This window comes from Bradyrhizobium uaiense, assembly GCF_010811875.1.
GTDB classification, from domain to species: Bacteria; Pseudomonadota; Alphaproteobacteria; order Rhizobiales; family Xanthobacteraceae; genus Bradyrhizobium; species Bradyrhizobium uaiense.
Map to the genome: position 1 here is coordinate 1 of NZ_VKHP01000166.1, position 21,514 is coordinate 21,514.

Sequence of the window (21,514 nt, forward strand, 5' to 3'; positions counted from 1 at the left end):
CCCCAGCCCTCCCCCGCAAGCGGGAGAGGTGAAGCGGGTCTGTGGCCGGATCGGTTCAACCATCACCTAGTGCGCGCGGCGGTCGAGATGGGCGTTGAGTCGAGGATAGACGCGGCGGGCGTTGCCTTCAAAGATCTTGGCCTTGTCCGCAGCGCTGAGCGGCAGCGCATCGATGTAGCGGCGGGTATCGTCGAAGTGATGGCCGGTTTCGGGGTCGATGCCGCGGACCGCGCCGACCATCTCAGATGCGAACAGGATGTTCTCGACCGGGATCACTCTCGTCAGCAGTTCGATGCCGGGGAGGTGATACACGCAGGTATCGAAGAACACGTTCTTCAACAGATGCTCCGACAGCGGCGGCAGCTTCATGTCCTGCGCCAGGCCGCGGTAGCGGCCCCAATGATAGGGCACCGCGCCACCGCCATGCGGGATGATGAACCGCAGGGTCGGGAAGCGCTTGAACAAGTCCGAGGTCAGGAACTGCATGAATGCGGTGGTGTCGCCGTTGAGGTAATGCGCGCCGGTGCCGTGGAAGCAGGGATTGCAGGACGAAGAGACATGAACCATCGCGGGCACGTCGAGCTCGACCATCTTCTCATACAGCGGATACCACCACTCGTCGGTCAGCGGCGGATCGCACCAATAGCCGCCGGCGGGATCGGGATTGAGGTTGCAGCCGACGAAGCCGAGTTGGGTCACGCAGCGCTCCAGCTCCTCGATGCAGTTGGCAGGCTTGACGCCCGGGCTCTGCGGCAGCTGGCACACCGGCACGAAGTTCTGCGGAAACAGCGTGCAGACCCGGTGCACGAGGTCGTTGCAGATCGTGGTCCATTCGCGGCTGGTCGCTTCCTTGCCGACATGATGCGCCATGCCGGCAGCGCGCGGCGAGAAGATGGTCACATCGGTGCCGCGCTCTTTCTGCAAACGAAGCTGCGCGCCCTCGACGCTGGTGCGGATCTCGTCGTCGGTGATGCCGAGATTGGTGGTGAGCGGCCGGCGCGATTTGTCGGTAAGGCCGGCGAGCTGCTTGTCGCGGAAGATCTGCAGCTTGGCCGGTTCCGTAGTGTAGTGGCCGTGGCAATCGATGATCATGGTTGCTTCCTTATTGTCCCCTTGGCAGTGTTCTCAGTGGCTGACGGTTGACGGGATCGCACTGGTCAAGTCCGTCTCGCGCGGTTTGACCCGCATGGTGGCGGCGATGGCGGATGCGACGAGCAGGAAGCCGGCGATGCCGACCAGCGCCCAGGAGAAGCTTCCGGTGGAATCCTTGATCAGGCCGATGCACCACGGGCCGATCAGGCCGCCGAACTGCGCCAGCGTGTTGACCATCGCGATCGAGGCCAGGTCGTCGTGTCTCGTCGGCCAACTCGCCGCGCCGGTCAGGCGCCGTCGTGGCCCGGGTTCTCGAGGCTGAAGGTCTCGGACTGCTCATCATAGGCGAACAGCTCGGCATACCGGCCCCAAGACACGATGGTCTTGAGTGTTTCGTCCGCATAGTCCTCCGACATGTAGTCTTCGAGCTCGTTGCGGAAGCGCGCGGCCGGCGCCATGTGCGAGGGCCGTTCGTCGAGCACGCGGCGGATCAGGCTGATAACAGGCACGTAGTTGGTCAGGTGCTCGGCGAACAGCTTTTTGCGCGCGTCGGTGTCGAGATGGGCGAATCGGACGCCGGCTTCGGTGAGCACCAGGTCGCCCTCGCTGAGTTGGGCAAAGCGCAGGAGCTGCAGCGTTTCGCCGAGATGGAGGATCTCGTCGGTCTCGAGCTGAAGCTGGCTCGCCAGAACCGGCAGGTCGGCATGCCCGCCATAGGGCGGTCCGGCCAGTGTTTCGATCAGACCCGACAGCACGTTGGAGGAGACGTGGTCGAGCACCGTGCCGACGCCCGCTCCCGGAATTCCGGCCGCCGACGGCGACTTGGGTTCCTCGCGCTGTGTCATGCGTGCATAGAGCTGTTCGACGAGTTGGCGGAATGTCGGATCCAGCCGGTTGCGCGGATGCTTCAGATCGATCTTGAACTCGGCGGCGACGCGTCCCGGATTCGACGAGAACACCAGGACCCGGTCGCACATGAGCACGGCCTCCTCGATGTTGTGCGTCACCATCAGCACCGACTTGATCGGCAGCCGGCCCTCGATCCAGAGGTCGATCAGGTCGGTGCGCAGCGTCTCGGCGGTCAGCACGTCGAGCGCCGAGAACGGCTCGTCCATCAGGAGCAGGTCGGGATGTACGACCAGCGCCCGGGCAAACCCGACACGTTGGCGCATGCCGCCGGACAATTCCTTCGGATAGGCGGACTCGAAGCCGTCGAGGCCGATCAGGTCGATCGCAGCCAGCGCGCGCTTGCGCCGTTCGGTGGCGTCGACGCCGAGTGCTTCCAGTCCGAGCTCGACGTTCTGCAGCACCGTCAGCCAGGGGAAGAGCGCGAACGATTGGAACACCATGGCGACGCCGTTGGGCGGCCCGGCGATCGCCTCGCCCCGGCAGGTCGCATTGCCGGATGACGGCGCGACGAGGCCCGCAATGATGCGCAGCAGGGTCGACTTGCCCGATCCGGAACGGCCGAGCAGGCCCACGATCTCACCGGCGTGGATGGTGAGGTCGACCTTTTCGAGCACCAGCAATTGCTCGCCGCTTCCCTTCGGGAACGAACGCGAGACGCCTTTTATGTCGATCAGGGCCGCTTGCTTGGTTTGGTCGAGCATCAGGGATCCCTCTCGATCAGCCGAGGCGAAGGCGTCGCTCGCCGAAGGCGTAGAGCGGGCGCCACAACAGGCGGTTAAACAACGTGACCAGGATGCACATCACGACGATGCCGAGCACAACCCGGGGGAAATCCCCGGCCTCGGTCGCGTGTGCGATATAGGCGCCGAGACCGGTGGCGACGAGATGGGTGTCGCCCCAGCTCGCGACCTCGGCGACGATCGAAGCGTTCCAGGACCCGCCCGATGCGGTGATGGCTCCTGTGACGTAGTAGGGGAAAATGCCGGGCAGCACGACCTTCACCCACCAACGCCATCCGCCGAGATGAAGGCTGCTGGCAGCCTCGCGGAGGTCGGTCGGGAAAGCGGCGGCGCCCGCGATCACGTTGAACAGGATGTACCACTGGGTGCCCAGGATCATCAGCGGGCTGAGCCACACATTGGGATCGAGGTGGAAGCGGACGATCAGCACGACGAACACGGGAAACGCGAGGTTGGCCGGGAACGCGGCGAGGAATTGCGCGAGCGGCTGGACCCGTTCGGCGAGCTTCGGCCGCAGCCCGATCGACACGCCAACCGGTACCCAAATCAGTGACGCCAGCGCGATCAGGACGATCACGCGCAGCAGCGTGACGAGCCCATCTCCGATGGCGTCGACGACATCGGACAGTCCGAGCGAGGCGGAGAGGAATTGATATGCCAGCCAGGCCGCATAGGTCGCCGCAGCAACGATCAGTGTGATCCAGACGCCGTCGATAACGCGCGAAGGTTGGCCGGGCTTGCCGCTCGGCTGCAACGCCACCGGCCAGCGGATGCGCATCGTGGAAATCGCCTTGTTCGCCATTGCCAGCGGATAGGTCAGGGCCCGCAGCGCGCGTGTTCGCCGGAACAGATCGAGCATCCACGACGTCGGAGCTTCGCCGGAGGCCGTCTGCTCGAAGCGGAATTTGTCGGCCCAGGCGACGATCGGGCGAAACAGCAGCTGGTCATAGGCGATGATGACGATCAGCATGGTGAGCAGCGCGTAGCCGATCGCCGGCAGGTTCTTCTGCTCAATCGCCGTGGCGACATAGGAGCCAACGCCGGGGAGGGTTACGGTCGTGTTGCCGACGGTGATCGCCTCCGATGCCACGACGAAGAACCAGCCGCCGGACATCGACATCATCGCGTTCCAGATCAGGCCGGGCATCGCGAAGGGAACGTCCAGCCGCCAGAACCGCTGCCAGCCCGAGAGGTGGAAGCTCGCGGTCGCTTCGTCGAGATCCTTCGGCACGTTGCGCAGCGACTGATACATACTAAACGTCGTGTTCCAGGCCTGGCTCGTGAAGATCGCGAACACGCAGGCGAACTCCGCGCCCAGCACGCGGCCGGGAAACAGGTTCATGAAGAACACGACGGTGAAGGTGAGGAAGCCGAGGATCGGTACCGACTGCAGGATGTCGAGCATCGGGATCAGCACCATCTCGGCGCGTCGGCTCTTGGCTGCGACGGTGGCGTAGACGAAGGTGAAGATGGTCGAGCAGACGATCGCCAGCAGCATCCGCATCGTGGTCCTGAGTGCGTAGTACGCCAGGTTGGCCGGATCGAGCGATACCGGCGTACGTTCAAGTTCGGACAGAGGCGCAATGGTCTGCTCGCCGCCATAGACGACAAGCACCATCGCACCGACCAGCAGCAACAGCGCCGCCAGGTCCCAGAAATTGGGCCGGAGGGAGACGGGTCCCCAAACTGCTGATCGAACGTCCCGAAACGTCATAAGGCCACCTTCGGGGGCACAACTTGGCATGATTGCGGCCCCGCAGGATCGGAACCGGCCCCCAACGGCGGCTTATATGCGGGATTCACGACAGTCGGGTAGTCGGGAGTTGGGCGATCGCACCATTTCGGGAGGCCAGAACCCGGCGTGCCGGGTGGAAACGCCGCGATGGAGAGGCATGGGCGTGCTTATCGCGAAGCCGTTGCGCCGTGGAGCCGGTTCGTCGAGTCTGCTCTAGGCGGCACCGCTTGTCCCCGAGGTCGCAGCGGCGAGCCGTTGATCGAGCCGGGCCGAAGACGATCGCTTGCGCTTGAAATGGCGGCTTGTCGCGCGGCGCACCTGACGGTCAGCGTACCCATACTTTCGTTGGCAGTAGTCTCCCGGAATGCAGTCTGGCGCTGCTCTTGCATAGCTGAATGTCAGGTGCTGGGGCGCCGATTCGTCGTGGTCTCGCCTGCGACGGCAATGTCGCGGGCGAATGGTTGGTGATGCGCGCCCGCAGCTGATCGACATCTGCGGAGACGACAAGATGCACGTTGTCACACGTGCGGCAGTCCTGCTTGGGGCGGTGTGGTTGACATCGCCGACCCTGGCGCGCGACGACGGCCGCTACGCCAACTCACCATTAAAGCCCTGGTTTGAAAGCCTGCACAGCGGCTACGGGCAGTGCTGCTCGGATGCCGACGGATATGTGGTTGCCGATCCCGACTGGGAGTCGGATCACGGCCACTATCGCGTGCTCATCGACAGTGAATGGGTTGTTGTGCCGAACGAGGCCGTGATCACCGAGCCCAACAAGATCGGGCGAACCATGGTGTGGAAGCACTATATCGACGGCCATCCGCGGGTGCGCTGCTTCATGCCGGGCAGCATGACCTGAGGCGCCGTCTCACGCGGGCGTGCGGCGTATGAGGAAGCGCGTGACCACGCCGCCGAGCGCGGCGTGATCGAGCGGCTCGGTGAGCGATGCCTTGGCGGTGTCGACCACCGCATCCGGCGCGAGGCCGCAGCGCAGGTCGCACAGCGCGTCGGCATAGTCGGCGGTGAATTCCGGATGCGGCTGCACCGACAGCGTGGTGCCGTTGGCATAGAGCAGCCCGGCATGCGGTGTGAACGCGGATGACATGATGGTGCGCGCGGAGGCGGGCGGGGTGATCACCTGGTCCTGATGAGAGGCGGCCGCCGCGATCGTCGTGCCTTCAAGCAGCCCGTTGTCCGGCGTCAGCTGATAGATATGGCGGCCGATGCCCCAACCCTTCTCCGACTTGCGCACGGTGCCGCCGAGCGCCTGCGCGATCAGCTGATGGCCGAAGCAGACGCCGACCATCGGGACGCGCTGGTCATGGGCTGAGCGCACGAAGGCTTCGAGCGGCGCGATCCATTCGACATCGTCATAGACGCCGGCCGCCGATCCCGTGATCAGGATTGCATCCAGATTGGCCGGACCCGGCAGCGCTTCGCCCTTGGCGACGCTCACCACGTCGCAGGCAACCGACGGATCGGCTGCGGCCACCATCCGCTGAAACATCTGCGGATAGCTGCCGTGACGCTCGCGGAATTGCGGACTGACGAGCCCGGTTTCGATGATGGTGATGCGGGGCATGGAACGCGCTGATGGACGAGCGGGGATGCCTCAGCCTTTACTCCGAAAGTGCTGACCGCCACAAGCCGCGCGCGGCGGCCGCCGTTCAATTCCGCGAGGGTGCCGCCGCGTCGATCGTTGCGGTGTGCTGTGCCGCCGGCGTCGCGTTTGCGATCGCCGGCGTCGTTGCCACGATCAACGGCTCGGTGCGGTAGCGCGGCAGTTGATCCTCCAGCGAATAGCCGACGCACAGCGCGAGGCTCGACCACACCGCCATGCTGAAATACAGCGACATCCAGGCGATCTCCTCGCGCCACTCGGCGATATCGTGGGTCACGATCCAGCGCCGGCTGACGTCGCGCAGGCCTTCGAGCGGATGCAACAGCGTTCCGCCGGCGGCGAGGTTGGCGCGCCAGCGGTTCAGATACATCGGGACGTCGACGGTCATCAGGAAGGCGAGGAAGGCGGCGATGCCGACGATCGCGACGATGAACGCCCAGCGCACCGGGCCATGAAACTCCGGCAGCAGCCGGCACAGCGCAATCCCGACCAGGAAGAACACCACGGCCCAGATCGAGTTCTCGATCGCGTTGCAGAGGTAATGGGTGGTCAGCACCGCATACCAGGAGAAGCATTCCGCGATCACGATCAGCGGCACGATGATCCAGGCGATGTTCACCGTGGTCTCGGCGCCGGTCATGGTGCCGAGCTGATGCAGGATGATCGCCCATTGCGCGGCGAAGCAGACCTCGGCGACGGTGGCGACGGTGCGGCCGACCACGACGCTCGACAGCCAGGTGTCGAACAGGCAGATGCGCTGCACGTCGGCGCGCGGCAGCACCGAACGGAAGGCGCAGCCGAACACATAGGCTGCGCACAGCAGCATCATCAGGCCGATGCCGGAGGTGTTGCTGAAGCTGCCGGCGGCCTGCTCATGGAACTGGCGGTACATCGCGAACCAGATTGCGATGTTGGCGGCGCTGACGAAGCTCAGGAAGCCCCACCACCGGACCACTGGATTTGACCAAGCCAGCGTAACCGGCCGCGCCCGCCACTCCATGCTCATTCACCGCTCCGCGTGTAACCGAATTGATGTCGAACTGTAGTAATTCTGTCATAGAAGGCGGCGAATCACGACTAAAAAATGCGTGTGGAGCGGGCTAAGCGGGGCTCCGATTGTGACAGCGTTTATGACAGCGCGGCGTTTGTGACAGTGGGCGGCAGTCTGGGGTTAGTGACAGTAAGCGTAAGGTGCGCAGTAACCTTCGTCGTCATTCCGGGGCGCGCGGAGCGCGAGCCCGGAATCCATTTCGCCGCGTCAATGCGGCCCAATGGATTCCGGGCCTGCGTGCTGCGCACGCATCCCGGAATGACGGCGGAGGGAGACGGGCTGCCCATCCCTTCGCGATCGTGATCGAATGTGACGCCCGTGCCGGTAGGCAGGCTCCGCGCGATCATCTATTGAACGGCCTTCCTTTTTCGGGCCGAACCCGCACGGGCTGGCTTCACGCGAAGGCGCCCTGTGACGACGGACACAACGGCCAGCTACGACCCGCTGCTGCGCAGGATTCATTGGGCAACCGCGGTGCTGTTCATCGCGGCGATGCTGATCGGGCTCTATTGCGGGCTGCAGCCGGCGGGGACTTCGCCGCGGCGCGAGCTGCTCGAGGTGCACAAGTCGCTCGGCGTCACGCTGTTCTTCCTGGCGATCCTGCGCCTGATGGTGCGGGCTGCGACCACGGCGCCGCCGGAGCCCGGATCGTTCTCACCGCTGGTCAGGCTCGCAGCAAGGCTCAATCACTGGGCGCTCTACGCCATCCTGTTCGTGATGCCCGTGACGGGATACATGTTCTCGTCGGCCGGTGGCTATTCGCTGCGTTATTTCTGGACCTTCAGCTGGCCGCGGCTGTTTGCGGACAACAAGGCGGTGGCGGAGGCCGGCGAGCTTGCGCATGATCTGCTCGCCTGGTTCGTCTATATCGTGGTCACGCTGCATATCGCCGCGACGCTCTGGCATGTCGTCGTCAAGAAGGACGAGACGCTGGCACGGATGTGGCCGCGGGCGAGCCGCAATCCGTCCTGAGTGTTAGCCGCGCAGCGCGGTCTCGGGGATAGTTCGACGGACCACTTCGCGCATCGCGAAGCTGGAATGGATACGGGCGACGCCGGGCATCCGCGACAGATGCTGCTTGTGGATGCGCTCGAAGTCGGCGATGTCGCGGGCGATCACCTGCAGATGATAGTCGTCGCTGCCCGACATCAAATGGCAGGACACGACGTCGGGACAGCGCGCGATCGCAGCTTCGAACGCCGCGAGATAATCCTCGCTCTGCTTCTCCAGCGTGATGGTGACGACAACCGTTGTCACGAGGCCGAGCGCCGATGGTTCGAGGTCGGCGCGATAGCCGCGGATCACGCCGATCTCCTCGAGATGACGGATGCGCCGCGCGCAGGCGGTCGGCGACAGCCCCACCTTCTCGGCCAGCTCGATCTGGCTGGCGCGGGCATCGGCAACCAGCTCGGAGAGGATTCTGAGATCGATACGATCGAGACCGTCCACGCAGTTTTCCTTCAAGAGCTGAGCCGACAACGAAGGATATGAGCGTATCTGGCTGTGGGCAAGCCGGAATTCGCTGAGAAACGCCGTGTGACGGGGCATAGGCTCGCGCTTAGCGGAAACGAATCCAATCCCTCAAGGAGCAGATCATGCGCATCGGCGTGCCCAAGGAGATCAAGGTCGAGGAATATCGGGTCGGGCTGACGCCCGCCTCGGTGCGGGAATATGTGGCGCACGGCCATGAGGTCGTGGTCCAGCGCGGCGCCGGCGACGGCATCGGTGCCGGCGACGACGTCTACACCCAGGCCGGCGCGCGGATCGCCGACACCGCCGAAGAGGTGTTCTCCGTTGGCGAGATGATCGTGAAGGTGAAGGAGCCGCAGCCATCCGAATGGATCAAGCTGCGCGAGGGACAGATCCTGTTCACTTATCTGCATCTCGCGCCCGACGTGCCGCAGACCGCGGGGTTGATCGCCTCCGGCTGCACGGCGGTCGCCTATGAGACCGTGACCGATGCGCATGGCGGCCTGCCGCTGCTCGCGCCGATGAGCGAGGTCGCCGGCCGGCTCGCAATCGAGGCCGCGGGCGCCGCGCTGCGCAAATCCGCCGCCGGCATGGGCAAGCTGCTCGGCGGCGTGCCCGGTGTGCCGCCGGCGCGCGTTGCGATCATCGGCGGCGGCGTCGTCGGCACCCATGCGGCGCGGATGGCCGCCGGGCTCGGCAGCGACGTCACCATCCTCGATCGATCATTGCCGCGGCTGCGTGCGCTCGACGATCTCTTCATCGGCCGCGTCCGCACCCGCTACGCCACGCTGGAGGCGATCGAGCAGGAAGTCTTTGCGGCTGACGTCGTGATCGGCGCGGTGCTGGTGCCCGGCGCCGCCGCGCCGAAACTGGTGTCGCGCGCGCAGCTCGCAGGCATGAAGCGCCGCGCGGTGCTGGTCGACGTCGCGATCGACCAGGGCGGCTGCTTCGAGACCTCGAAGGCGACCACGCACCAGGCTCCGACCTATCTGGTCGATGAGGTCGTGCACTATTGCGTCGCCAACATGCCGGGCGCGGTGCCGGTCACTTCGAGTCACGCGCTCAACCATGCGACGCTGCCGTTCGGCCTGGCGTTGGCCTCCAAGGGACTGCGCGCGCTGGTCGAGGATCCGCATCTGCGCGCCGGCCTCAACGTCCATCGCGGCCGCATCACCAACCGCGCCGTCGCCGAGAGCCAGCATCTGTCGGCCGTGATGCCGGAGGAAGCGCTGGCGTCGTGAAGCGAAATCCGAAGGGTCTTATCGCAGTGCGGGTCCAACCTCCCCTTGAAAAGGGGAGGTCGCCTTGCTCGTCAGAGCAAAGCGGGTGGGGATCTGCTCTCTCCACATAGAGCGTCGCCCGTGGCGGACCTCCATCCCGACCTTCCCCCTTTCAGAGGGAAGGAGAAGACAGCGGTTCGGATGCACCTCGTCTCCCGGAGGTGAACTCCGTAGCCCGGATTTCGCTTTCGCTCCATCCGGGCTACGGCTTTGTCATCGACTCGACGCGTCAAGCGCCCGGGAGGTCATTTCTCGACGAGTCTCGACCCGGCTTCGCCTGCCAGTTCTTTCAGCCGGCTCTGCATCACTTCAATGATCTGCGCGCGCTTTGCCGCAATTCGCTCGATCGGGCCGCCGATGCCGATCGCGAGCGGAGCGCGTCGCTTTGGCAGGGGAACGAGCATGCCTATTGTGTTTGCGCCTGGCGTTGTGCGGCCGCCTGTCTCCGAGAAGCCGCGGCGGCGAATGCGCTCGATCTCTTCAAGAAAGGCCACTTCGCGAACGCGCGCCGGCTGACTGGGCTCCTCGGCGTTGTTGCGACGGATGATGCCGCGGATTTTGGTGTTCGGCATTTGGCTCAGCAGCACGTGTCCAAGCGCGGTCCGAACCATCGGTCGTACTTGACCGGCATGTGCGGTGTACTGAAGCTGGGAGCCGCCGGGGACAACGTGCAGATATCGCATCCCGGCGGCGCCGGCCTGTTGCCCGAGCATGACGGTTTCGCCGCCCGTTGCGGTCCAGAGCTCCTCCATCAGATCGGTGAGCTTTTTGTCACGGAACGGAGAACGACGGATCCAGTCACCCAGCAGATTGACCCGGTAGCTCGGGATGAAGCGACGGGTCTTTCGCTCGTATTCGAGGTAGTTCAATTCAACGAGGCTGCGCAGCAGCACGGACGTGCTGGATTGGGGCATCTCCAGCGCGGACGATATTTCGGTCACGGAAGCAGCCCGCTTCGTTTCCCGAAAGAACTCCAGAATTGCAAATACCCGCATGGCCGATTTGACAATGGCCGTCTTATTCGCGTTCGGCATGGCTGTCTCCGCGGCGGGTCAACTGCCGCGCCTCCATCACATATGTGATGTTAGGCCGAAACTGCTTCACTTGACGACAACTTTGGCACAGATTGGCGCCAATAAGATCAAGCCGCATGGAAACGCAGAGAGCAGGGGAAGGCGGATGCCCGGCCGAAGTTTGCTCCAGAAGATCTGGGATCAGCATGTCATTGCCCGTTTGAGCGAGGACACTGACCTCCTTCATATCGATCGCCATCTGCTGCACGATCTCGGCGGCTCGCGCGGCCTGCTCGATCTCAAGAGCCGGGGCCTTAAGGTTCACAATCCAGAACTGACCTTCGCGACGCCGGATCACGCGCTGTCGACAGCGCCCGGCCGTGCCGGGACCAGCAAGATCGGCCTGGAATTGCTGGACGCGCTTCGGGTCGAGACCGCGGCGAGCGGCATCACGCTGTTCGATGTCGATCAGCCCGGCCAGGGCATCGTCCACGTCATCGGGCCGGAGCTCGGCCTGAGCCTGCCGGGCGCGACGATCGTCTGCGGCGACAGCCACACCTGCACCCATGGTGGCCTCGGCGCGCTCGCCTTCGGCATCGGGTCGAGCGAGCTCACCCACGTGCTGGCGACGCAGGCGTTGATCCAGAAGCGTCCGAAGACGCTGCACGCCCGCTTCGAGGGCAAGCTGCCGCTCGGCGTCACCGCCAAGGACATGATCCTGGCGCTGATCGGGCAGGTCGGCGCCGCCGGCGGCACCGGATATGCGGTCGAATATGCGGGCAGCGCGATCCGGGCGCTGCCGATCGAGGGAAGGCTGACGATCTGCAACCTCTCGATCGAGCTCGGCGCCAAGATCGGCATGGTGGCGCCTGACGAAACGACCTTCGAATTCCTGCGCGGCCGTCCCTATGCGCCGCAAGGCGAGATGTGGGATCTGGCGGTCAAGGCTTGGCGCGAGCTGCCGAGCGATCCCGACGCGGTGTTCGACCGCGAGGTCGTGATCGATGTCGAAAAGATCATCCCGCAGGTGACCTGGGGCATCAGCCCCGAGCATGTCGTCGGCGTCGACGGCGTCATTCCCGATCCGAAGGCGGTCGACGATCCCGCACGGCGCGCGGCGATCGAGACCGCGCTTGAGTATATGGGCCTGCAGGGCGGCGCGCCGATCGCCGGCACGCCGGTCGATTGGGTGTTCATCGGCTCCTGCACCAACAGCCGCTTAAGCGATCTCCGCGCCGCGGCCGAGGTCGCGCGCGGCCGCAAGGTCGCGGCCGGCGTCCGCGCCTGGGTGGTGCCGGGCTCGGAGAACGTCAAGCGCGAGGCGGTCGCCGAAGGGCTCGACAAGATCTTCATCGAGGCCGGCTTCGAATGGCGTGAGCCGGGCTGCTCGATGTGTCTTGCCGCCAATGGCGAGGTGGTGGCACCCGGGCAGCGCTCGGTCTCGACCTCGAACCGCAATTTCGTCGGCCGGCAGGGACCGCGCGCGCGGACGCATCTGGCGAGCCCCGCGAGCGCGGCGGCGTCGGCGATTGCCGGCGCGATCGCCGATGTCAGGATGATGGGACGCTAACGATGCCGAAACCGTTCGACAAGCTCACAGCAACCGCTGCGCCGATCATGCGCAGCAACGTCGACACAGACGTCATCATCCGCATCGAGCGCCTGGTCGGCAACGGAATCCGCGGCACGCTCGGAAAATGGGCGTTCGGCTCGCTGCGCTATCTGGCCGACGGCTCCGAGAATCCGGAGTTCATCCTCAACCGCGAGCCGTACCGGGAGGCGGAGATCCTCGTCACTGGTCCGAACTTCGGCTGCGGCTCGTCGCGCGAGGGCGCGGTGTGGTCGCTGCAGGAACGTGGCATCCGCGCCATCATCGGCTCGGGCTTCGGCGACATCTTCTTCGCCAACTGCTTCCAGAACGGAATCCTGCCTGTCGTCGTCGACAAGGCGGTGGTCGATCAGCTCGCCGCCGATATCGAGGCGACGCAGGGCGCGGGCAAGATCTCGATCGACCTGGAAGCGCAGACCATCGTCTCGCCGTCGGGTGCCCGGCATTCCTTCGAGATCGACCCGCGGCGGCGCGAGGGGCTGTTGAAGGGGCTCGACGAGGTGGCGCTGACATTGCAGCGCGACGACGAGATCCACGCCTTCCAGGCTTCCGACCGCACCGCGCGACCCTGGATTCATTCGACAAGGACATCCGCATGAGCACGCAATCCAACATGGTCAAGGTCGCCGTCGTCGGCGGCGAGGGCATCGGCCCCGAGGTCACCGCGCAGTCGCGCCGCGTGCTCGACTGGTTCGCGGCCAAACGCAACGTGCCGATGACGTTGCGCGAGGCGCAATACGGCCTGATCCCGTATCTGGCGACAGGCAAGGTGCTACCCGAGGATACCGCGGAGGCGATGGACGAGGCCGACGCCATCCTGTGGGGCGCGACCGGCGGCCCCGAGACCACCGAAGTGCCCGCAGCCGCGCGCAAGGCCGGCAGTCTCCTCGGGCTGCGCAGCAAATACGACCTCTACGCCAATCTGCGTCCGATCATGGCGAGCCCGGCGCTGTCGGCGTCCGCGCCGCTCAAGCCCGAGGTGCTCGACGGCGTCGACTTCGTCATCATCCGCGAATTGACCAGCGGCATCTATTTCGGCGAGCCGCGCGGCATCGAGACCTTGCCCGACGGCCAGCGCCGCGGCTTCAACACCGAGCAATACACCACCAACCAGATCCGCCGCGTGGCGCGTTCGGCGTTCGAGCTGGCGCGGACCCGGCGCAACAAGGTCTGTTCGGTCGACAAGGCCAATGTGCTGGAGACCAGCGTGGTCTGGCGCGAGGAGGTGATCAGGCTGCACAAGGAGGAATTCTCCGACGTCGAGCTTACTCACCTGTATGTCGATAACGCCGCGATGCAGATCGTGCGCGAGCCGCGGCAGTTCGACGTGATGGTGACAGGCAACATCTTCGGCGACATCCTGTCCGATTGCGCGGCGATGGCCTCGGGCTCGCTCGGCATGCTGCCGTCGGCCTCGCTCGGCCCGGTCGACCGCTTCGGCCGGCGCAAGGCGCTGTACGAGCCGGTGCACGGCAGCGCGCCCGACATCGCGGGCAAGGGCATCGCCAATCCGCTCGGCTCGATCCTCAGCGTCGCGATGCTGCTGCGCCTGACCTTGAATCGCCCCGAGGATGCGGACCTCCTGGAGCAGGCGGTGCAGACCGCGCTTGCTTCCGGCGCGCGGACCGCCGACATTGCGGAAGCTGGCGCGAAGAAGCTGTCGACCGTCCAGATGGGCGACGCGGTGCTCAATGCGCTCGACAAGATCTCGGCCAAGGAGCACGCGTGATGTCTGATGTCGCCATGCCCCACATTTCGCGGCGATCGGTCCTGACGGTGATCGCCGCGGGTGGCGCGGCGCTGGCGACAGGGCGGGCATGGGCGCAGGCGGCCGCGGGACGGGCGATCTATCCGGTCGCGGTGCCGGTCTATCAGACGCAGTTCGTCGCGGACCGTATCGGCTACTTCAAGGAAGCCGGGCTCGATTGCAAGCTGGTGCAGGGCGGCAGCGGCGTCAAGACCCGCGAGATCATCGCCTCGTCGCAGGGCGATATCGGCATCGGCGACGTCACCCACCCGATGCAGCTGACCAATCACGGCCGCGGTGGGCGCGTGCTGCTGCCGGTCGACACGCGGTCGAACTCGGTGATGTTCATCCTGCGCAAGGATCTGAAGGACCAGGGCATCAATTCGCTGGAGGCGTTCGCGCAGTGGAAGCGGCCCGACGGCCGCAAGCCGATCGTCTCGGTCTCCTCGCTCGGCGGCACCAACCATGTCTGGGCGTCCTACTACATGGAAACCATGGGGCTCGACGACAAGGTGACCTGGATCGGCACTGGCAATGTCGATACCATGCTGGGGTCGCTGAAGTCGAAGCAGGTCGATATCCTGGTCAGCTCGCTGTCGCTGTTGAACGAGGCGCAGCAGCAGGGCTGGGGCGAGTTGCTGTTCGACGGCACCGACGAGGCGATCTGGAACAAGCATATCGGCGGCAAGGTGCCGGTGACCGCGCATTTCACGCTGCAGGCGATCATCGACAAGGACCCGGCCAAGATGCAGGCCTACGTCACTGCGCTGTGGCGTGCGTCGCAATGGATCAAGGCGCACAAGCCGGCCGAGGTCTACGACGCCATCGAGCCCTATGTCGGCAGCACCTCGCGCGATGCCAATCTGCTCGAGATCACGGCGATCCAGAAGGTCGCGGATTATGAGGGCATAGTCGACGCGGCGAGCTTCGCGCGCGGCGAAAAAGTCTGGTTCCGCGAGATGACCGGCATCAAGCCGCACAAGATCGCCGACGTGGTCAACTCGAACCTCATCGAAGCGGCGCGAAAGGCCTATCCGGGTTGAGCACGCTCGAGACGAGCGTAACCACATCGTCGCGCGCCTCGGCCGAGCGCCGCGTCGAGGTCAAGGGCCTGAGCAAGTCGTTCCAACTCGCCAAGACCACGATCGAGGCGGTGCGCGACGTCAGCTTTGACGTGCGCCGCGGCGAGTTCGTCGCGCTGCTCGGACCGTCCGGCTCTGGCAAGAGCACCGTGCTCAACATGATCGCCTCGCTGATCCGGTCCTCCGGCGGCGAGATCCTGATCGACGGCAAGCGCGTCGTCCCCGGCAAGGCGACGCCTGATGTCGGCTATGTCTTCCAGCGCGACACGCTGTTTCCGTGGCGGACCGTGGGCGACAATATCGGTTACGGTCTGGAGTTATCGGGCGTGCCCGCGTCGGAACGGAAAGAGCGCATCGCGGAATGCGTCGCGCAGGCCGGCCTGAGGGGATTTGAGAACGCCTATCCGTCGGCGCTGTCGGGCGGCATGCGCCAGCGCGCGGCGCTGATGCGGACCCTGATCGTCGAGCCGCAGATTTTGCTGATGGACGAGCCGTTCGGCGCGCTCGACACCCACACCAAGATCGACATGCACGAGGTGCTGCTGCGGATCTGGGAGCGCGAGCAGCAGACGGTGTTGTTCGTGACCCATGATCTCGGCGAGGCGCTGACCTTGGCCGACCGCATCATCCTGTTCTCCGCGCGGCCGGGCCGGATCAAGGACATGTTCGAGGTCGATTTCGTGCGTCCGCGCGATGCAGTGAAGGTGCGCGAGACGGAGCATTATGCCGAACTGTTCCAGCACATCTGGCATTCGCTCGGCGAGGAATTCGTCAAGGGCCGCAGCGTATGAAAAGGTACAGCGCGCTCGGCACGGTCGGCTGGCAGGTCCTGATCTGCGCGGTGGTGCTGTCGGTCTGGCAATGGGGCTACGATCTCCGCACCAGGCTGCCGTGGCTGGTGCCCGATCTGCTCGACCCGTATTTCATCTCGAAGCCGTCGATGATCTTCGACAACTTCCTGATCCAGAGCTGCCTGATCTCGAAGCTCGGCGCCTTCAACGGCGATTTCGGAAAGTGCCTGGCGCGCAATGAGAACAATCTCTGGGCGGCGACAGCGATCACGCTGAAGAACACCTTCTTCGGCTTCGTCACCGGCGTGGTCTCCGGCTTCGTCGCCGGGCTGATCCTCGGGCGATCCGACCGGCTCAGTGCGATCTTCCAGCCCTTCATCACCGCGGTGAATTCGATCCCGCGGATCGCGCTGGCGCCGATCATCGTGCTGGCGTTCGGGATCGGCGACATGTCGAAGATCGTGACGTCCTGGATCGTGGTGGTGTTCCTGGTGTTCTTCAACACCTTCGAAGGCGCGCGCTCGATTGACGAGGGCTTCACCAACGCGGCGCGGCTGCTCGGCGCCAGCGAGTGGCAGATCACCCGCACGGTCGTGATCCCCTCGACCATGGCCTGGGTGTTCGCCTCGCTGACTCCCGCGATTTCGTTTGCGCTGATCGGCGTCATCGTCGGCGAGTTCATCGGCGCCGAGCGCGGCATCGGCCGGCTCATCATCGAGTCCGAAGCGCGCGGCGAGGCCTCGGGGATGATGGTTGCGGTCGTGGTGCTGATGCTGGTCGGCGTCGTGCTGTCGGCGATCATCTGGCGGCTGCAGGCCTATCTGCTGCGCTGGCAGCGGCAGCGCGGCGCCGAATAGGCTGGAGCATGATCCGGAAAAGTGCGAAGCGGTTTTCCGAGAAGATCATGCTTAGAAAAAAGCTAATGCGCGATGACGATTCAACCTAATCTCATCTCAACCTAATCTCATCGCGCATTAGGCCCGCGGCTGCGACATATCTGCCGCCACGGGCCTTCATTCACGCTGCGGTTTGCGATGGAGAGGTCTCGCCGTCGAGCCAATCCTGCTCGATTGCCAGCGCGCGCCACGCTGCTTCCATTCGCTTGAAGCGATTGTAGGTCGGCTCGTCGTCGGCGCGCTCGGCAAGCTGCGCGCAGTTCTCGGCATTGTCGAGGAAGTGCTGCGATTGCTTCATGGAACGTCCTCCTGTTGCTGAGGACGTGGGACATCAAATCAGGCTATTCAACGCATGGAACATGAGCATTTCGCCACACACGTGAATGCCTGTTCAGCGAAGTTCCACGCGCGATGTTCCGCATCAGCGCGTGAGCATCTGCATCATGATCGACATAGGAACGCTATGTCGCAGCCGACGTTCCTCCCTCGCGTCGCAACTGGAGGAGAAGAGACATCATGAGGAAATACCTGTTCGCCGCGGCCATCGTGACCGCGATCGCTTCGCCTGCGCTCGCCGATGAAATCGGCGTTCGTGCCGGTCCCGTCGGCGCCGGCGTGACCGGCGGCCGGGCGCCCGACTATCGCGACCGCGACCGCGACCGTGACCGCACCACCGTGATCAGGGAGCGCGAGCCGCGCCGCGACCGGACCACCGTCATCAAGAAGCAGGACGAGTTCGGTAACCGCAGCAAGACGGTCATCCATCACGATGACGACGACTAACAGCCGAACCGCCGCGTGATCCAAGGTCCGCCGCGGTGCCATCGCGGCGGACTTTTGCTTGTGGGTTGATCGCGGCGTCCGATACGCGGAGAGGCAATGGCCGCTGAGACAGAGCTTAAATTTCGCGTTCCGCCGCGCAAGCTGAAGGCGCTGGAGAAGCCGCGGATCGCGGGCAGCAAGAGCGGTGAGCCATCCGGGAGCGATCTGCTCTCGACCTATTTTGATACCGGGAAGTACAAGCTGAAGCGGCATGGACTGACGCTGCGGGTGCGCTGGGACGGCCACGACCATGTTCAGACGATCAAGTCCGGGGCAGGTCCACGGTTTGAACGCGGCGAGTGGGAGACCGGCCTCGCCGATGGCTCGCTCGATCTCGACAAGGCCGAAGGTACGCCGCTCGAGAGTCTCGCGTCAGGCAGGCTGCGCCGCAAGCTGAAGCCGGTGTTCGAGACGTCGGTGCGGCGCATCACCGTGCCGCTGCGCACGAAGCGGAGCGAGATCGAGCTCGCTATCGATCGCGGGCAGGCCACGGCCGGCCATCGGTCCCGTCCGATCCAGGAGATCGAGCTCGAACTGAAGCGTGGACGGCTGCTCGATCTGTTCCGGATCGCGAGGGAGCTGGAGCGGCGGTCGGACGCCGAGCTCGACCTCTGCTCGAAGGCCGATCGCGGCTATGAACTTGCCGGCGGCGAGCAGCACGTCGCGGTCTCCGCCGGAAGCATCGTGCTCGATCGCGCATGCACGGCAGGCGAGGCCTTTCGGGTGATCGCGCGCTCGGCGCTGCGTCACTTCTCCTCGAATGTCGATGCGGTTCGCGAGGGCCACCCGGAAGGCATCCATCAGATGCGCGTCGGCCTGCGTCGGCTGCGGGCGACGATCTCGCTATTCTCCAGGATATTGTCAAAGACTTCGACTGAGGACGTGAAGGCGGAGCTCAAATGGCTCACCAGCGCACTGGGGCCGGCGCCAGAGCTGGACGTCTTCGTCAAGGAAGAGATCGAGCCCGCAGCGCATGATGTGCTGCTGCGGCGGGGCGGCCGGGCGATCCGGCAGGAGTTTTCCGGCCGCCGCGATCAGGCCTTCGCGCAGGCACGGCAGGCGGTCGATTCGCCGCGCTACCGCAATTTGCTGATCGACACGTTGCAATGGATAGCAACGAACCAAACCATTGCTGCGGTGGATGAGGGGGGCCCGATCGGCAAATTCGCCGTCGCGCTGCTGCATCGGCGCATCAAGAAGCTGCGCAGGGATGGCCGGTATCTCGATCAACTATCAGCCCGGCAGCGGCACAAGGTGCGCATCAGGGCCAAGAAGATCAGATACGCGCTCGATTTCTTCGAAAGCCTGTTCGATGGCAATCGCGAGCGGAAGCTGCTTGCGCGGTTGTCCCGGCATCTGAAGCGGATTCAGGACGCGCTTGGTTCGCTCAATGATTTCGTTGCGCATCGCAAGCTCGCCGTTGACGCGGCGCTGAAGGCTCCGCATCGCAAGGAGCGCGCTCGTGCCTTTGCCTCTGGCGTTGTGCTCGGTCGCGAGGAACAGACGGTCAAGCCATTGATGAAAATCGCTGCAAAGGAAGTGCGCGGACTTGCGAAGTTTTGACGATCGCGTGGCGGCGAATTCCGGGCATCTATGCCGGCGGGGATGCTGCCAATTGCCTCTCCTGCTCGGCCGCTGCGATCTGGTTGCGGCATTCTTCAGAGACGCTCGACGGTGACTTGGTCCATGCCGGTGCGCGCCAGGCGCTCGGCACGGTCGGCCTGATCCTTGAGGTTGCGGGTTGTCCGGCTCATGGTTGCCTCCATGCCCAGACAATTTGAATCGAATTGCGACGTTCCCCGGCCGGTGACGGCGTGGCTAACGGGCGGTTAAGATGGCGGAGATGCTCAGGTCACCGGCGCCGGGTTGAACAACGTGAGATCGTTGTGGATGCCCCATCTATCCGACCACGGCTTGGTGCGGCCGCTCGCGACGTCGAGGATCAGGCGGAACAGGTCCCAGCCGGTTTCCTCGATCGTCTTCTCGCCGGTCGCGATGCAGCCGGCGTCGAAATCGATCAGGTCCTTCCAGCGTCGCGCCAGCTCGCTGCGGGTCGCGACCTTGATGACGGGCGCTGCGGCCAGGCCATAGGGCGTGCCGCGGCCGGTGGTGAACACCTGCAAGGTCATGCCGGAGGCGAGCTGCAACGTGCCGCAGATGAAGTCGCTCGCGGGAGTAGCCGCGAACAGCATGCCCTTCTGCCGCGCCTTCTCGCCGGGCGAAAGCACCCCCGCGATCGGGCCGGAGCCCGACTTGACGATCGAGCCGAGGGACTTTTCGACGATGTTGGCGAGCCCGCCCTTCTTGTTACCAGGCGTGGTGTTGGCGCTGCGGTCGGCGCCGCCGCGGGCGAGATAAGCGTCATACCAGGCCATCTCGCGGATCAGCGCGCGGCCGACATCCTCGTTGACGGCGCGGCGGGTCAGCAGCTGAATCGCGTCGCGCACCTCGGTGACTTCCGAGAACATCACGGTGGCGCCGGCGCGAACCAAAAGGTCGGCGGCGAAGCCGACCGCCGGGTTTGCGGTGACGCCGGAGAACGCATCGCTACCCCCGCATTGCAGGCCGATCACGAGATCGGCGGCCGGGCAGGTCTCGCGCGTGCGGGCGTTGAGCGCTTTCAGCCGGGCCTCGGCCTGGGTCATGATGGCATCGACGATCGCGCCGAAGCCGTCGAAGGCTTCGTCCTGCATCCGCACGATGGCATCGCTGACGCCTTCCGGCACCAGCCGCTCCGGCGCGAGCTTCTCGCAGCCGAGGCCTATGACCAGGATCTCGCCGCCGAAATTCGGATTCAGCGCGAGGTTTTGCAGGGTGCGGATCGGCACCACGGCATCGGGCGCCGTGATCGCGACGCCGCAGCCATAGGCATGCGTCAGCGGCACGACGTCGTCGACATTGGGATATTTCGGCAGGAGCTCGGCGCGGATGCGCTTCACGGCATATTCCATCGTGCCCTTGACGCATTGCACGGACGAAGAGATGCCGAGGATATTCTTGGTGCCGACCGAACCGTCGGGATTGCGAAAGCCCTCGAACGTAAAGCCTTCGAGCGGCGGCAGCGCCGGCGGCACCGCGGTTGCGATCTCGAGCTGATCGAGCGGCGGCGCGTCCGGCATCCGGATGCGGGCCTCGTCGACCCATTCGCCGGCCAGGATCGGCGACAGCGCATGGCCGATCACCTCGCCGTAGCGGATGATCGGGGCGCCCTCGGCGATGTCTTGCAGGGCGGTCTTGTGGCCCTGCGGCACGAAGGCGCGCAAGGTCAGGCCGCAGGCGAAGCGGGAGCCGGCCGGCAGGCCGAAATCATTCACGACGATCGCGACGTTGTCGCGTTCGTTCAGCTTGATGTAGCGGGGCTGCTCCTGCGCGCCGATCGACTGGTCCATGAGGTACTCCTGCGGCTTTCGTCGCCAACGGCGTTTCCGTTCCACCTCTCCCGCTTGCGGGGGAGGTCCGCACGCGACGAGCGACGCGAAGCGTCGTCCGGAGTGTGACGGGCGGGGGCTGTCTCCAAAATATGACTCGTGGAGAGAGCCCCCACCCCGACCCTCCCCCGCAAGCGGGAGAGGGGGCGCAGCACCTACGCGGCTACATCGCGTCTCAACGATCGTCAACCCGGGAACGTATAAGCCGTCTTCACCGTGGTGTAGAAC

21 protein-coding genes are annotated in these 21,514 nt (G+C 65.0%); 11 read left to right on the plus strand and 10 right to left on the minus strand.

The window, feature by feature from the left end; translation table 11 throughout:
• Positions 1–66 precede the first annotated feature (66 nt).
• The 4 genes from FNJ47_RS31135 to FNJ47_RS31150 are packed head-to-tail and all read right to left on the minus strand — an operon-like array spanning position 67 to position 4,455.
• On the minus strand, positions 67–1,092 hold the full coding sequence (locus FNJ47_RS31135) for an amidohydrolase family protein (protein ID WP_163159773.1): 1,026 nt from the start codon (positions 1,090–1,092) through the stop codon (positions 67–69).
• 33 nt (positions 1,093–1,125) lie between these two features.
• The gene (locus FNJ47_RS31140) at positions 1,126–1,329 is read right to left on the minus strand and encodes a hypothetical protein (protein ID WP_236000191.1); all 204 of its coding nucleotides are present in this window, start codon (positions 1,327–1,329) and stop codon (positions 1,126–1,128) included.
• Between the two features lie 50 nt (positions 1,330–1,379).
• Positions 1,380–2,702, minus strand: a complete 1,323-nt coding sequence (locus FNJ47_RS31145) for an ABC transporter ATP-binding protein (protein ID WP_163159774.1) — start codon at positions 2,700–2,702, stop codon at positions 1,380–1,382.
• Positions 2,703–2,718: 16 nt separating this feature from the next.
• Entirely contained in the window at positions 2,719–4,455 is a 1,737-nt protein-coding gene (locus FNJ47_RS31150; protein WP_163159775.1) for an ABC transporter permease, read from the minus strand.
• 529 nt (positions 4,456–4,984) lie between these two features.
• Here FNJ47_RS31150 and FNJ47_RS31155 point away from each other — a divergent pair.
• A complete protein-coding gene (locus tag FNJ47_RS31155; protein ID WP_175068442.1) occupies positions 4,985–5,335 on the plus strand; it encodes a hypothetical protein in 351 nt (116 codons plus the stop codon).
• 9 nt (positions 5,336–5,344) lie between these two features.
• Here the strand turns inward: FNJ47_RS31155 and FNJ47_RS31160 are convergent, their stop codons facing one another.
• A complete protein-coding gene (locus FNJ47_RS31160) occupies positions 5,345–6,058 on the minus strand; it encodes a type 1 glutamine amidotransferase (protein WP_163159776.1) in 714 nt (237 codons plus the stop codon).
• Positions 6,059–6,143: 85 nt separating this feature from the next.
• Positions 6,144–7,097, minus strand: coding sequence for a hypothetical protein (locus tag FNJ47_RS31165; protein ID WP_163159790.1), 954 nt, complete (start codon positions 7,095–7,097; stop codon positions 6,144–6,146).
• 462 nt (positions 7,098–7,559) lie between these two features.
• Here FNJ47_RS31165 and FNJ47_RS31170 point away from each other — a divergent pair, with 462 nt between their 5' ends.
• On the plus strand, positions 7,560–8,120 hold the full coding sequence (locus FNJ47_RS31170) for a cytochrome b/b6 domain-containing protein (protein ID WP_163159777.1): 561 nt from the start codon (positions 7,560–7,562) through the stop codon (positions 8,118–8,120).
• Positions 8,121–8,123: 3 nt separating this feature from the next.
• Here the strand turns inward: FNJ47_RS31170 and FNJ47_RS31175 are convergent, their stop codons facing one another.
• Positions 8,124–8,612, minus strand: a complete 489-nt coding sequence (locus FNJ47_RS31175; RefSeq protein ID WP_163159778.1) for an Lrp/AsnC family transcriptional regulator — start codon at positions 8,610–8,612, stop codon at positions 8,124–8,126.
• A gap of 131 nt (positions 8,613–8,743) precedes the next feature.
• On the opposite strand from FNJ47_RS31175, the gene ald reads away from it, so the two are divergent.
• Positions 8,744–9,859 (plus strand): alanine dehydrogenase, encoded by a 1,116-nt coding sequence (ald, locus tag FNJ47_RS31180; protein WP_163159779.1) that lies wholly within the window; start codon positions 8,744–8,746, stop codon positions 9,857–9,859.
• 284 nt (positions 9,860–10,143) lie between these two features.
• Here the strand turns inward: ald and FNJ47_RS31185 are convergent, their stop codons facing one another.
• On the minus strand, positions 10,144–10,932 hold the full coding sequence (locus FNJ47_RS31185) for an IclR family transcriptional regulator (RefSeq protein WP_163159780.1): 789 nt from the start codon (positions 10,930–10,932) through the stop codon (positions 10,144–10,146).
• A 145-nt stretch (positions 10,933–11,077) separates the two neighbouring features.
• On the opposite strand from FNJ47_RS31185, the gene leuC reads away from it, so the two are divergent.
• Genes leuC through FNJ47_RS31215 form a run of 6 tightly spaced genes read left to right on the plus strand, consistent with a single transcriptional unit; the run spans position 11,078 to position 16,997 of the window.
• Positions 11,078–12,481, plus strand: coding sequence for a 3-isopropylmalate dehydratase large subunit (gene leuC / locus FNJ47_RS31190; protein WP_163159781.1), 1,404 nt, complete (start codon positions 11,078–11,080; stop codon positions 12,479–12,481).
• A 2-nt stretch (positions 12,482–12,483) separates the two neighbouring features.
• Positions 12,484–13,119 (plus strand): 3-isopropylmalate dehydratase small subunit, encoded by a 636-nt coding sequence (gene leuD / locus FNJ47_RS31195; RefSeq protein WP_163159782.1) that lies wholly within the window; start codon positions 12,484–12,486, stop codon positions 13,117–13,119.
• On the plus strand, positions 13,116–14,249 hold the full coding sequence (leuB, locus tag FNJ47_RS31200) for a 3-isopropylmalate dehydrogenase (protein WP_163159783.1): 1,134 nt from the start codon (positions 13,116–13,118) through the stop codon (positions 14,247–14,249). Before leuD ends, leuB begins: the two co-directional genes overlap by 4 nt.
• Complete coding sequence (locus FNJ47_RS31205) at positions 14,249–15,310, plus strand: ABC transporter substrate-binding protein (RefSeq protein ID WP_163159784.1); 1,062 nt, start codon at positions 14,249–14,251, stop codon at positions 15,308–15,310. Before leuB ends, FNJ47_RS31205 begins: the two co-directional genes overlap by 1 nt.
• Positions 15,307–16,140 (plus strand): ABC transporter ATP-binding protein, encoded by an 834-nt coding sequence (locus FNJ47_RS31210; RefSeq protein ID WP_163159785.1) that lies wholly within the window; start codon positions 15,307–15,309, stop codon positions 16,138–16,140. The genes FNJ47_RS31205 and FNJ47_RS31210 overlap by 4 nt, the downstream gene beginning before the upstream one ends.
• Positions 16,137–16,997, plus strand: coding sequence for an ABC transporter permease (locus FNJ47_RS31215; RefSeq protein ID WP_163159786.1), 861 nt, complete (start codon positions 16,137–16,139; stop codon positions 16,995–16,997). The genes FNJ47_RS31210 and FNJ47_RS31215 overlap by 4 nt, the downstream gene beginning before the upstream one ends.
• Before the next feature lie 160 nt (positions 16,998–17,157).
• Here the strand turns inward: FNJ47_RS31215 and FNJ47_RS49955 are convergent, their stop codons facing one another.
• Positions 17,158–17,334, minus strand: coding sequence for a hypothetical protein (locus FNJ47_RS49955; RefSeq protein WP_165445954.1), 177 nt, complete (start codon positions 17,332–17,334; stop codon positions 17,158–17,160).
• Positions 17,335–17,552: 218 nt separating this feature from the next.
• Between FNJ47_RS49955 and FNJ47_RS31220 the strand changes: the two genes are divergently transcribed.
• Positions 17,553–17,819 carry a hypothetical protein gene (locus FNJ47_RS31220; RefSeq protein WP_163159787.1) on the plus strand — a complete coding sequence of 89 codons (267 nt, stop codon included), beginning with the start codon at positions 17,553–17,555 and terminating at the stop codon, positions 17,817–17,819.
• 96 nt (positions 17,820–17,915) lie between these two features.
• On the plus strand, positions 17,916–19,421 hold the full coding sequence (locus FNJ47_RS31225; RefSeq protein WP_163159788.1) for a CYTH and CHAD domain-containing protein: 1,506 nt from the start codon (positions 17,916–17,918) through the stop codon (positions 19,419–19,421).
• 284 nt (positions 19,422–19,705) lie between these two features.
• Here FNJ47_RS31225 and garD read toward each other — a convergent pair whose 3' ends face one another.
• Positions 19,706–21,247 carry a galactarate dehydratase gene (garD, locus tag FNJ47_RS31230; RefSeq protein ID WP_163159789.1) on the minus strand — a complete coding sequence of 514 codons (1,542 nt, stop codon included), beginning with the start codon at positions 21,245–21,247 and terminating at the stop codon, positions 19,706–19,708.
• Positions 21,248–21,514: the final 267 nt, after the last annotated feature.